This window comes from Thalassobacillus devorans MSP14 (assembly GCF_000496835.1).
In the GTDB taxonomy this organism is placed as follows: Bacteria; Bacillota; Bacilli; order Bacillales; family Halobacillaceae; genus Thalassobacillus; species Thalassobacillus devorans_B.
The window spans coordinates 701,809-714,622 of record NZ_KI543236.1; the positions used below are offsets into that span (position 1 = coordinate 701,809).

Consider the following 12,814-nt stretch of genomic DNA (forward strand, 5'->3'; position numbering starts at 1 on the left):
CGACTATGTTCTTCCATAACGTTGTAACCTTCTGACTTCACACAGTCAACTTCTTCCCTAACCCGCCAAACTTCCGCCTTAATGCCATCACGTTCTGACTTAACCAAAACTCAGTACATCTGTATAAGAAAGGGGTTTTCTGCTGAAGCTAGTTGTAGCAATATGCAGATAGACTTAAAAGTAGGTGTAAGTATGACAGCTGGACTTATTTCAATTATTATTCCTTCTTATAATGAATCCGATAATATCGATCTTATTTATAAAGCGGTAGACAAAGAGTTTGAGGGGCTTCCTTACCATTACGAGCTTCTTTATGTGAATGATGGAAGTAAGGATGATACGCTTGCCCGCATCAAAAAACTGGCGGAATCGAACGCGAATGTGAGATATATTTCATTCACCCGTAATTTCGGGAAAGAAGTAGCGCTCCTCGCCGGCCTGCAGCATGCAGATGGGGAAGCGGTGATTATTATGGATGCGGATCTTCAGCATCCTTGTTCCTTGATCAAACCTTTTATCGAAGGGTATGAAGAGGGTTATCACCAGGTGGTCGGCCGTCGCAATCGGAAAGGGGACGGCTGGCTCAGGTCCTGTATCTCTTCCCTTTATTATCGCATGATCAATAAGTTCGTCGAAGTCGACCTGCAGGATGGCGTCGGTGATTTCCGCCTGTTGAGCCGAAAGGCAGTTGACGGATTGTTGAAACTTAATGAGGGCAGCCGCTTTTCCAAAGGATTGTTTTCCTGGATCGGCTTGAGCCAGAAGATCATCCATTATGATAATGTCTGCCGGGAGAATGGCAAGTCGAAATGGAAGTTTTCGACCCTGATGAATTATGGGATCGACGGTGCGATTTCTTTCAATAATCGGCCGCTTCGGATTTGTTTTTATACCGGTATTTTTATTTTGCTGCTGTCGGTGGTTTATATCATGGTTCATTTAATTATGATTATGAATAATGGCGTCGTGGAACGCGGATATTTTACGACGATTTCGGCAGTGCTGCTGCTTGGTGGTATCCAGCTGTTAAGTCTTGGGGTCATCGGTGAATATATTGGGCGGATTTATTACGAAACGAAACAGCGCCCACATTACCTCGTAGAGGAATCTAATATTAAAAGAGGAAAAAGTAAGGATGGGGAACAGATAGGAGTTTATAAGATCTACCACAGTGGGGATCAATAGTTCCTTACACAGCTGTGCCTGTTTGCGAATAGGAACAGCTGGATCATGCAAAGGCATCTGTATCCGGCGCCCTTCTTACCGTGCCAGTCACTTTCTTTGCGGCTGGGATAATTAAAAAAAGTAAATGAGGATTTCATATGAACAGGAAGCTCTTACTTTTGTTTGCCGCCTGTCTGATACTTGCTGTACTTGCCCATGCATTTTTCTTGTATGCATGGACCGAGGGGCGTTTTATGGTCGGCCATAATGATGGGCTGCAGCAGATGGTCACGTTTAAAAAACTGCTTTACGAACAGTATACAAGCGGTAACTTTTTTTACGCCTACCAGTTTGGATTAGGTGGCGGTATATACAGTCAGTTGGCTTTTTACTTTTCTACTTCCATTGTTTTCCTGATAGCAGCTGGGGTTACTTATATATTGGAATTAATGGGTGTGGTTGGAACAGTGGATGTCGTTTATTGGGCAAAGGCTGCTGTGTTCATCAGTGTCACCCGGTTGATGGTGATTCTTTATATAACGACGTTGGTCTTCCGGTATATAAGTGGCCGCTGGCTTCCGGCCTTTCTTGGGGCGGCTGTCTATGGGTTATCGGTCATCTATTTTCGGCATGCGACGTATTGGGAATTTTTCGCCGATGCGATGTTATGGGTGCCGCTGCTAGTATACGGTGTGGAAAAAATCATCCGGGAAGCACGCCCGGGATGGTTTATTTTTGCTGTGGCTGTAACGATGTTCGATAATTTTTATTTCGCTTATATCAATCTGATATTTATAACTATGTATATGCTTGCCCGTTTGTCGATTCGTCTGGATAATAATGAGATAAGTCTGAGACGGAAGGTGAAATTGTTTGTTATCGCTGGTTTAGTTGGGGCTGGAATGAGTGCGGTTTCGTTTATTCCGGCGGTCTACAGCTTCTTTCATAACCATCGGCCGGACTATGCTTTTCCTATTGAGATTGTTGATTTTTCGGATAATATTTTGTTCACCAGCAGGTACGTCATTGTGCCGGCTTTGTTTATATTGTTCATTTTTACCTATTCCTTTTACCGATATGCGATGTTCCGTCTATTCGGCGTGCTAAGTATTTTGTTTATTTTGCTTCATTTCAGTCCCCTGGCAGCGAGTGCGTTTAATGGCTTTTCTGCACCGCAATACAGGTGGGAATACGTTTTGTCTTTTACAATTGGCGGTGCTGTATGTGCCGGATTGCAGCACCTGCATAGGGTAAGTAAGAAAGCTGTGCTGTTGGCTAGTGCCATAGTAATCGTAAGCTATATCGCCTTTCTCCTTCGTGATGAAAAAATGGAATGGATATCCCTGCCGGGCATGTGTGTCTTTCTGTTGATGGGCCTTACCTTAGTGCTGGCAGCAAGTTTTGTGTGGTCGTCCAAAATAATATGGTACTACTTCATATGTGCAGTCACTATCTTCAATCTGCTGGTTTCCTCTAACGCAAGTCAATATGTCATTTCAGAAATGACCGGGGTTAATAAGGTTACGGAGCAATTCTTACATAGTGATCAATATAACGGTGAAGAGCATCGTGAGCTGCTTGGAAAAATAAAAAAGCAGGATTCCTCCCCGTTTTTCCGGATTGATTGGAAGGTGGGGTATCTGAACAATACACCGATTGTCCAGGATTTCAACGGAATGAGCGTCTATTCCAGCATCCTGAATGAAAACCTGCTCTATTTTTACTTGAACGATTTGAACATTGACATGGGAAGGGAAAGTGTCAGCCGCTACTCGACGCTAAGCAACCGTGCCAACTTGTACAGTATCCTGCAGGGGAAATATGTAATAAAAAAGAAGAAAGATACCGGAAATGTCCCTTATGGGTTCAGCGAAGCGGCAAGTACGGAACACTACATTGCCTATGAAAATACCAACCTGCTGCCATTCGTACGCACAACGGATACTATATTTTCGGAGCGGGACTTGGCAGATGCCAATGTATTGGAAAAAGAGCATGCCATGCTGGAAGGAGTCATTGCAACTCGCGCGGAAACACCAGGGGCTGAGGTTAAGGATGTGCCTGATATCGTGAAGAAAACGAGGCTGACAGAGGTTGGCTCCACCTATGATGACGGGAAATTGACAGTCACAAAAAAAGAGGGGGGGATCGATCTTACGTTGGACGAGCCTGTATCGGGGGATGGGGATTTTTACGTCAGTTTTCACCTCGAAAGTTTAGCGAAGCGAAAAGGTTTTGCCGTCAAAGTAAATGATTACCGCACAACTCGTAAACACAACCAATCGATCTACAAAACATATGTAGACGATCTTGTCATCCGGGTACCGAAAGCAAACAAGTTGAAAATTCGCTTGCCTAAAGGAAATTATGTGTTAACGGACTTAGCATTATACGAAGAAGATTATCAGCTTTTAGAGAGAGAAAAGAAAGAAGCCCCGGAAGAACCTGACTTTGAGTGGTCCGGTAACAAACTGACGATTCGCTATGACAACAAGCAGGGTGATCGCTTTATGATGCTGCCGATTCCTTATGAACGAGGATGGCAGGTGCAGGTCAATGATGAAGCGCAGCCAATCGAAAAAGTGAACTATGCCTTTGTAGGTTTTCCTGCTCAGGAAGGGTTCAACAAGATTCAGCTGGTGTACTATCCACCTTTCTTCAAGTTGTCCCTACTGGTGACAGCTGTATGCATTTTATTGGCAATCCTGTTATCTAAACGTCGCATATTCAATCCAAATCTTTAAAAAACGAACAATAATGACTAAAAGTTATTTAACGTTCATATTTTCTCTTGATTGTAACGATATGGTTTGTTATATTGACACAGTAACATTTTCATATCACATCACTCGTATATGCTCGGTAATATGGTCGGAGCGTTTCTACCAGGTTCCCATTGAAAGAACTGGACTACGGGTTGAAGTATTGTTATTTTCCGGTATTTTTAGTCAGGGCAATTTCTGCCTTTTCCTGCTGGATGGTACATACTTTGGCTTCGTAGGTCTGGAAGGTGGAAAACACACTGTTTCAGGCCTTTTTCTTATGCTTCGACCAGCGGGTATGTACTACAACAAGGAGGAGCTCGCATGAAGTTAACATTTCGTAAACCAACGTTTTTCGCTCTACTGGCACTTATTACTGTATTGTCACTATCGGTGCTTGGAGGTTGTAGTTCTTCTTCTAAGACTGAAGCTGCCCCGGAAAAGAAGCAAAGACCTATTCTCATTGAAGGTCCGATGCCGATTGAAGCGGAAAAGTTTGCTGACAGGCTCAAAAATGTAAAAGAAGAAAAATCAGGGACATTTGATTTCTATTTAGGTACAGTCGATGATTATCCTGTCATCGTTGCCAAGACAGGGAAAGGGATGGAAAATACGGCAGCAGCTACCGCAGTTGCCATTGAGAGATATAATCCGATCGCTATCATCAACCAGGGTACTTCTGGCGGACACGACCCTGACTTGCATGTGTTTGATATCGTGTTAGGTAAAAGAACGGTCAACATCGGTTCACTGAAAACTCCACATTACAAAGAGGGAGAAGGTATTCATCCTAAAGAGTGGATTCCAATGGACCTGATGGCGTCAGAAGGAAGTGCGGGTGAAGATCCGGACGCGGAAAATATCCGCTATTATAAAGGAGACAAAGATTTACTCGCAGCCGCCAAAGCAGTGAAGAAGGAACACGAGGAAGGAAAAGTTGTTGAGGGGACGATCGGTTCTGCCGATGTCTGGAATAATGAGGTGGACCGTATCAACTGGTTCCACAAAAATTATGGGACTTCCGTAGAAGAGATGGAAGGAGCAGCAGGAGCGCAAATTGCCAAAGCTTATGATATACCTTATCTTGGTATCCGGATTTTATCCAATAATAAAACCAATGGCGGCGAGTATAATCCAGATACTGCAGCAGCCAATCAGGATTATGTTTACGAAGTTGTGAAAAAGTATATTTCGACTCTGAAAAGTGAATGATTTAAGTCTCTGTGCCTGATTCCTCGTGTGTAATGCATGCCTGGATCAGGCACCTCCTTTTGGTATAGCCTTTACTGTGCTGGCAACCTTTGAATAGAAATAATTACTATCCGTCATCCAACGTGTTAGGATAGACTCATCAGATGAGGAGAGGTGATGACTTTTGAAGAAAATCAGGTTAGGTACCAGTGAATTAGAAACAGGAGAGATTTCACTTGGCTGCATGCGCATGAGTGAACTCAGTAACAAAGATGCTGCCTATGTTATTGAAAACGCGATGGACGCAGGAGTTGATCTGTTCGATCATGCCGATATATACGGGAAAGGGAAGTCAGAGGAAGTTTTTGCCGATGCGATCCAGATGAACGATGATGTCGGGGAAAAATTGAAATTGCAGACGAAATGCGGAATTCGCGATGGTTTCTTTGATTTTTCTCAAGAACATATCCTGGAATCCGTGGATGCGAGTCTTCGCCGGCTGAAGACAGACTATGTCGATAGCTTACTGCTTCATCGCCGGATGCATTGATGGACCCTGAAGAAGTTGCTGAAGCCTTTGCCGCCTTGAAGGAAAGCGGGAAAGTCCGTTTTTTCGGTGTCAGTAACCAGAACCCCATGCAAATGGAGTTGTTGAACAAGTATCTGGATGATGACTTGATTGTAAACCAAATGCAATTGAGCCTGGTACATACACCGATGCTCGATGCCGGATTTAATGTCAACATGGCGCATGACCCCGCGATCGTCCGTGATGGAAGTGTTATTGAGTATTGCCGATTAAACGACATCACCATTCAGGCATGGTCGCCATTCCAGCACGGCATGATTGAGGGACCATTTATCGGAAATGACGCATTTCCGGAAGTCAACGCGAAACTGCAGGAGCTTGCCGAAGAAAAAGGCGTTACAGATTTTGCGATTGCGATCGCGTGGATTTTACGTCATCCGGCTAACATCCAGCCGGTCGTCGGTACGATGAATCCCGATCGTTTACGCGATATCGCCAAGGCATCTGATATCGAACTGACTCGTCAAGAGTGGTACGGGCTCTATCGAGCAGCTGGAAATAATCTCCCATAAAATTAAGAAGAAGTACCTGCCCGGTTCGGGAACAGGTACTTCTTTTTTTGGGTTTCTGGAAGGCTGAACGCCGAATCTATTAGTTCTAAGACCTTCTCCTGTATGAATAAAACGATTATAAGTATAAAGTTGAAACCATTCCTGGTTTGGAATAATGTGGTAGAATATTTATAATTGGTATGGGGGGGGAGACATAGATGAAGAAAAGAAATTGGGTGATTTTTGGAGTATTAGCTGTCGCTCTGCTTGGCGGAAGTATTTTTTACACGGAGATATTAGGAGCAAAAGGAGAGAAGGGAAAGCAACTTGATTTTTCTGATGCCAGTGAACAATTATCTAAAAAAGGTTATAAGATATTAGCAATATCCTATGGTCCTGCAGTAGAAGCAGATGTAAAAGTGGAAGTATCGGATGCTGTCTCTGATAAAACCGATGCGGAAGAAGAAATAACAAAAATTATGAAAAATGAGTTGGAAGAACAGGGCTACATAGACGGTACGGTAAAGGTAGAATTCAAAAATTTGGAAAAGATGAAGAAAGAACAGCAATGGTTTTCAGTCGTTCCTGAAATCGACAAGCAGCTGAAACGTGTCAGTGATCATTACGATGGTATCGCGATTGATGTCAACCCGAAACCGATCGTTTATATTTTGAAAACGACGTATGCAGACGAAAACTTTAATAAAAAAGAGCTTAAACAGTGGATAAAAACTGGGAATGAAATCATTACAGCGAATAATTTACCATCCACATTGGAAGAAGGGGAAGTTTATGGCATCGTAATCAGAGGGGCGGATAAAGAAGTATTACTGAGTGAAATTTTCGGCAAATAAAAGGGGAAGAAGTGAAAGCAGCCACCTGTGAAAATACAAAGGCTTGATTCTGTTGAGAACTGTGCAAAAGCAGTAATAAACATGGTAAAGTGGAAAAAGGCAAGGAGGCTTGGGGAGTGCGTAAAAGTCTGCGGATTAAAATTGCACTGGTCAGTAACTTGATGATATGTATGTGGGGCCTTTACCGGATGTTTGCCGAAAATACGCTGGTTTTTATCCCCGTTATTCTTGCTGCAGGCGGGTTGATTGGTTTTATTGCATCAATTTTCGAGTGGAGAAAGTTACATACAGATAAATGAACCACTATTAAAAGAGCCGGGAAGTGATCGTTTGCTACATGCTTTTGTTTTATTCTTTTTTGCCGGCTTGGCTGAATTCGGTGGCGGGTATTTGATATGGTTGTGGCTGAGAGAAGGTAAACCGTTTTATTGGGGGTTGGGCGGAGGTCTTGCATTGGCCTTATACGGTGTGATCGCTACCTTCCAGACCTTCCCTTCGTTTGGCAGAGTGTATGCTGCGTACGGGGGAGTTTTTATCGTGCTGTCCGTTTTGTGGGGCTGGGGGATCGATAAAAAAACGCCTGACCTCTATGATTGGATCGGAGCTGGCATATGTCTGGTCGGTGTTTCCGTCATGTTATTTGCGCCACGTAACTAAAAAGGAGGTGGGAATATGGTGATTCAATCCAATATGTCTCCTGAAGCTGTTGTTAATGTTTGGGCGGACACCCGCACCATATTTGAAAAATTTCAGGTACCTATACAAACTAAAACTATGCAGGATACAGTGGATAGCGAAAAGTTAGAGGACCTTCTTATTGAATTGAATCTGTCCATCGGAAGCTCAGCCGTAACTTGTACCGCAGGCGGCTGACAGTGGTCTTCTGAGAAGGAGTAGGCTGCTCCTAAAAATAAATTGAATAAATGCTTGACGGGGAGGAATAATCAGCGTATAGTTAGGATTAATTATTCTTGTTCGTTTAAAGAATGAAAGATGAAGTTTTACGACTTTCCCTTGAATTTCTAGAGCAATAATAGTAATACATTGTGGATCAGTTCCACGCAGGAGGTAACAATTTATGTTACAAGGTAATGTTAAATGGTTCAACGCAGAAAAAGGTTTCGGATTTATTGAAGTAGAAGGTCAAGACGATGTATTCGTTCATTTCTCTGCTATTCAAGGTGAAGGTTTCAAAACTCTAGAAGAAAACGAAACAGTTTCTTTCGAAATCGTTGAAGGAAACCGCGGACCACAAGCAGCTAACGTTCAAAAATAAGCGTTAATAGCTTAAAAGAGACTTCCAACATGGAAGTCTCTTTTTTTGCACTTTAATTATGGCAGTTTTTCGTTAGCTGCCTATTGCAAGCTAATCTTTATGTTTTATTTCTTAGGAAAGATAGTAATATAATGGAAGCAGACCAATCAGGAGGTGATTCACCAATGGCAAATGAGCGAGGAATTGAACGCGTATGGACGGTGGAATACCAGGAAGGAACTGGTCCGCATAAGCAGGTAGGACAAGTGCTGCCGCCTGGCAACTGGGAACAGTTCGACCCATTCCTGTTGATGGCGGAAGACTGGTTCCAGCGAGGGACGTTTCCGGACCATCCGCACCGCGGTATGGAGACGATGACATATGTAATCGAAGGGAAATTGAAGCATGAGGACAACCATGGGGGCTCAGGGGTATTGGAACCTGGCGATGCACAGTTGATGACGGCAGGTAGTGGCATCGTCCATTCGGAAGATCCGCTCCCGGAAGAAACGGTACACAGCCTGCAATTATGGATAAACCTGCCAAGCGGTAAAAAGTCGGCTGTTCCGCGTTATCAGGACTTGAAGGCAGAAGCCATGCCGGTTCGTAAGGAAGAAGGAGCTGAAATCCGCATTTACTCCGGGTCCTCCGGCGATGTGATGGTGGATACGGACAACCATGTACCGCTCACTTATGTGGAAGTGAATATGGAGGCAGGAGCAAAGGTAACACAGGAATTGCCGGGAAGCTTCAATGGTTTCATCTATATTCTGGAAGGGAGCGGCACTTTCGGGAGCGGGGAAACCGAAGGGAAACAGAACCAGGTGCTCTGGCTCGGCCGAACTTCCAGTGAAACAAGCAGTGAAGTGTCCATCCACGCGAATAACAGCCTGCGGGCTATTCTGGTTGCTGGTGAGCCAATCGGGGAGCCGGTGGTAGCAAGAGGCCCGTTCGTCATGAATTCGGAGGAAGAGATTTTCCAGGCTTATCGGGATTACCAGCAGGGCAAATTCGGACCCTCCAATTAATTGAATTTATATTAAATAAGGCCTCTCATTCAGTCATCAGCCGGGTGAGAGGCTTTTGTTCTATCCTGGAATAATTCCTGCACGGGAAACACAAGTTAATGGGGTGTAGCAACAAAGGATAAAAAATCTTAGCACTTAACCAGAATACATCATTAAGGGGCGGAGACTATGCATTTCCATGAGGTTTTCATTGAAATACTGATGCTGCTCGCAATATCCATTTTCGTCATCGGGATAGCCAAACTCATTAAACAGCCGTATTCAATAGCGCTTGTATTAGTAGGATTGATTTTAGGATTGACCGAAACCCCTTTTTTTGAAGCGGCTGAAAATTTCATTACCCAGTCGAATGTATTTCATGCCATCATTGTCTCGTTATTTTTGCCGATTTTACTGGCAGATGCCACACTGAAAATACCAATCAAGCATTTTTTTGAATACAAAGCGGTCTCTTTTTCCATCGCTTTCCTCGGCACATTCACTACCTTTATCCTTATCGGAGCAGCAGTCTATTACCTATTAGGGCTTCCCCTTGTTTTGGCATTCACATTTGCGGCGCTGATGAGTGCGACTGACCCGATCAGTGTCATTTCCATTTTCAAAACGCTGGGAGTGAGGGAAGAGTTGTCGACGGTGATGGAGACGGAATCGCTATTTAATGATGGAATCGCGGTTGTCCTTTTCAATATCTCTACTGTTTACCTCTTATCCTACATAGAAATGGGGGTCGCAGGATTGGGAAGTGGAGTGTTATTGTTTTTGAAGTTTGTGATCGGAGGTTCTGTGGTTGGTGCTATTTTGGGGTTTGTTACCTCCCAGGTCATCCGCTTATATGATGATTACCCGCTGGAGATTGCAATATCGCTGCTGATGTACTTTGGAAGTTATTTTATCGCGGAGCATTTTCACTTTTCAGGGGTCATTGCTGTGGTCATGAGCGGGTTGATATATGGCAGCTATGGAGCCAGGGTGGGGATGACGGAATCTACAAAAATAAATATCAATTCCTTCATGGATACGATAACAGAAATTGCCAACAGCTTGATTTTCCTGATGGTCGGATTGGAAATACAGAACATCGATTTCACAGGTAAATGGATGCTGATCATCTGGGCGATTGTGATTGTCCTGATCGCCCGAACAATGTCCCTCTATTTGAGCACATCATTATCCAGTAAAATACCAGCCAAATGGAAAGTAATCATGAATTGGGGTGGTTTGAAAGGGAGTTTGTCCATCGCGCTGGCATTAAGTTTACCTTCTTCCTTTGAGGGCAGGGACACTGTGTTAATTCTCACGTTCGGTGTGGTCGTATTTTCTCTGATTGTACAGGGCCTTACCATCAAGCCATTGATCAGCAAATTGGGATTAATGGAAAAATAAATAATCTTTCTATAAAAAAGTGCCAGATCTCCAGCAGAAGCAGAAGATCTGGCACTTTTTTAAAGGATCTCTTTAACATTCATAAGAGGCTTATTCAACAAAAGGGCCGAATTGTGGAAGACTCAGTTTCAAGATATTTAGGTTCGTTACCGAGACAGAGGGAAGGGTGGCGGGGAAACGATTCGCTTTCCTGTGGGGGAGCTGGCAAGCCTCCTCGGTCGTTTCACGACCTGTGGGGTCTCGCCTAGCCCCTTCTCCCACGGGAGTCTCACCGTTTCCCCGCCACCTTATCCATATTTTGACGAACGAACCCTACGTTGTAAGAAAATATCTTCCACATTTTCTGCATGAAAAGACCTAGTAATTCAGGAAATAAGCCCTCTTTGTAACTGTTATAATGGTGATTCTGCTTGCAGGTGTTTCCGTTTTCTCATAAACGTAAGGAGGGCCGGGAAATTGCGAGACTCCTATGGGAGGATAGGACATGGTGAGATCCCGGAAGGCGGAGCCTGAGGAAGCTCACCGTCCGCCCATGGAAAGCGAGTGATTTCCCGGCCCTCCAAGCACTCATATCCGTGACGGAAACAGTTTCTCTCAAAACTGAGTCTTCCATTACGAGGGAGCTTTAACTGTAGAATCACTACTAGGTTTTTTTGTTCAAATTGGTTCGGCTATTAAGGAGTCGGTTCCTTTCATGATATAAGGCACCACATACGCTACATAGTCTTCGGCAGGAAGGTCGCAGTTTTTCTTCCAATCTTCTGTCGCACCATAGATAGACCAGCTCAGCATTACGGCAGCCACCCGTAATGAATGCTCGTGCTGATCGGGGAACTGTTTCGATAGTATGGTGAGGAACAACTGCTGCATATCTTCCTTGATCAGATTTTCGATTCGATCGGTGAAAGCTGCGAAGCTGTCCGGACACCTGGTGGACATCGAGGCGTTGAACTTCGTTACAGTCAGGAATACACTTTTAATTGTCTCCTCATTGATGACTTCGTGCTCGCCGATTTCCTGACATACATTAATCATCAGATCTTCTTTCAATACTTTGTCCAATAAATCATATTTGTCGGTGAAATGATAGTAAAAAGTTGCCCGGTTGACGGTCGCTTCCTGGGTGATGTCCTTGATGGTGATATCTTTGAACTTCTTCTTTTCAGAAAGCGTCATGAAGGCATCCATAATCAGTTTTCGGGTACGGAGGATGCGGGGGTCGGTTTTTTCTGGCATGGGTATTGCCCCTTTCTACTTTTTAAACAGATATCAATAAATGTTGTATATACGATAAAATGCAAAACTTATTGGTTGAGTCACACAGAATAAGTCTTTATAATGCGATTATACGACATTTGTTGTATAAACAAAAGATGTTTAAAAAGTTGGAATTTCCATCCAGCTATAAAATAGTATTTACACTAACATCTAAGATTATATAGGAGGAATCATAGTTATGAACGTATTAGTAGTAAAAGGCAACAACCGTCCAGACGGTATCACAACAAAAATGTACGAAACATTTATGGAAGAGGTCAAAGACAACAGCGATCTAAACATCACGACGTATGATGTATTCGCAGAAGACATGCCTTATTTCGGGCAGGACCTTTTCAACGCCTTGACTAAATTGGAAGCTGGCGAGCGTTTGAATGATGTTGAGCAGCGCCTGCTTGACGCTAAACAAAAAGCAAAAGATGCCCTTGAAGCTGCCGATGTTATCGTGTTGGCTTTCCCGCTATGGAACTTCACGATCCCGGCGAAGTTGCACACTTTCATCGACTACGTTTCTGAAGCTGGTTTCACATTCAAATATACAGAAGAAGGAATCAAGCCGCTTATGCCTGGCAAAAAAGTGATCCTGTTGAACGCACGCGGCGGTGTCTATTCTTCTGAAGAAATGGCTCCGATGGAAATGTCCGTCAACTTCATGCGTAACGTATTCGGCGGTCTGTATGGCATGGACCTCGTCGATGAAGTGATCATCGAAGGCCATAATGCAATGCCTGATAAAGCGGAAGCTATTATCGAGGAAGGTATGACGAAAGTAAAAGAAGCAGCTCGTAACCTTGCTTACCAATACGCGTAAGGCTGAAA

General features: G+C 43.8%; 12 protein-coding genes, 1 pseudogene and 1 riboswitch. Of the genes and pseudogenes, 12 read left to right on the forward strand and 1 reads right to left on the reverse strand.

Annotated elements, in window-relative coordinates:
• Positions 1–192: 192 nt before the first annotated feature.
• From P855_RS20475 to P855_RS0104450, 11 genes and pseudogenes are all read left to right on the forward strand, one after another.
• Complete coding sequence (locus P855_RS20475; protein ID WP_037985868.1) at positions 193–1,185, forward strand: glycosyltransferase family 2 protein; 993 nt, start codon at positions 193–195, stop codon at positions 1,183–1,185.
• Positions 1,186–1,322: 137 nt separating this feature from the next.
• Positions 1,323–3,908 carry a YfhO family protein gene (locus P855_RS0104400; RefSeq protein WP_028782432.1) on the forward strand — a complete coding sequence of 862 codons (2,586 nt, stop codon included), beginning with the start codon at positions 1,323–1,325 and terminating at the stop codon, positions 3,906–3,908.
• A gap of 85 nt (positions 3,909–3,993) precedes the next feature.
• Positions 3,994–4,097, forward strand: a riboswitch (purine riboswitch).
• A 153-nt stretch (positions 4,098–4,250) separates the two neighbouring features.
• Positions 4,251–5,138: a 5'-methylthioadenosine/S-adenosylhomocysteine nucleosidase gene (locus P855_RS0104410; protein ID WP_028782433.1), complete on the forward strand. Its 888-nt coding sequence runs from the start codon at positions 4,251–4,253 to the stop codon at positions 5,136–5,138.
• Positions 5,139–5,301: 163 nt separating this feature from the next.
• Positions 5,302–6,218: pseudogene (locus P855_RS20480) on the forward strand (aldo/keto reductase).
• Positions 6,219–6,415: 197 nt separating this feature from the next.
• Positions 6,416–7,051, forward strand: coding sequence for a hypothetical protein (locus P855_RS0104420; RefSeq protein ID WP_028782434.1), 636 nt, complete (start codon positions 6,416–6,418; stop codon positions 7,049–7,051).
• Between the two features lie 116 nt (positions 7,052–7,167).
• Complete coding sequence (locus tag P855_RS0104425; protein ID WP_028782435.1) at positions 7,168–7,350, forward strand: hypothetical protein; 183 nt, start codon at positions 7,168–7,170, stop codon at positions 7,348–7,350.
• A 31-nt stretch (positions 7,351–7,381) separates the two neighbouring features.
• Entirely contained in the window at positions 7,382–7,708 is a 327-nt protein-coding gene (locus tag P855_RS0104430) for a YnfA family protein (RefSeq protein WP_028782436.1), read from the forward strand.
• A 15-nt stretch (positions 7,709–7,723) separates the two neighbouring features.
• Positions 7,724–7,924: a hypothetical protein gene (locus P855_RS0104435; RefSeq protein ID WP_028782437.1), complete on the forward strand. Its 201-nt coding sequence runs from the start codon at positions 7,724–7,726 to the stop codon at positions 7,922–7,924.
• 205 nt (positions 7,925–8,129) lie between these two features.
• The gene (locus P855_RS0104440) at positions 8,130–8,327 is read left to right on the forward strand and encodes a cold-shock protein (RefSeq protein ID WP_028782438.1); all 198 of its coding nucleotides are present in this window, start codon (positions 8,130–8,132) and stop codon (positions 8,325–8,327) included.
• 164 nt (positions 8,328–8,491) lie between these two features.
• Entirely contained in the window at positions 8,492–9,334 is an 843-nt protein-coding gene (locus P855_RS0104445) for a pirin family protein (RefSeq protein ID WP_028782439.1), read from the forward strand.
• A 168-nt stretch (positions 9,335–9,502) separates the two neighbouring features.
• Positions 9,503–10,717, forward strand: a complete 1,215-nt coding sequence (locus tag P855_RS0104450) for a cation:proton antiporter (RefSeq protein WP_028782440.1) — start codon at positions 9,503–9,505, stop codon at positions 10,715–10,717.
• Between the two features lie 657 nt (positions 10,718–11,374).
• On the opposite strand, the gene P855_RS0104455 is transcribed toward P855_RS0104450, so the two are convergent.
• Positions 11,375–11,953 carry a TetR/AcrR family transcriptional regulator gene (locus tag P855_RS0104455; protein WP_028782441.1) on the reverse strand — a complete coding sequence of 193 codons (579 nt, stop codon included), beginning with the start codon at positions 11,951–11,953 and terminating at the stop codon, positions 11,375–11,377.
• Positions 11,954–12,173: 220 nt separating this feature from the next.
• Here P855_RS0104455 and P855_RS0104460 point away from each other — a divergent pair, with 220 nt between their 5' ends.
• Positions 12,174–12,806, forward strand: a complete 633-nt coding sequence (locus P855_RS0104460) for an FMN-dependent NADH-azoreductase (RefSeq protein ID WP_028782442.1) — start codon at positions 12,174–12,176, stop codon at positions 12,804–12,806.
• Positions 12,807–12,814 lie beyond the last annotated feature (8 nt).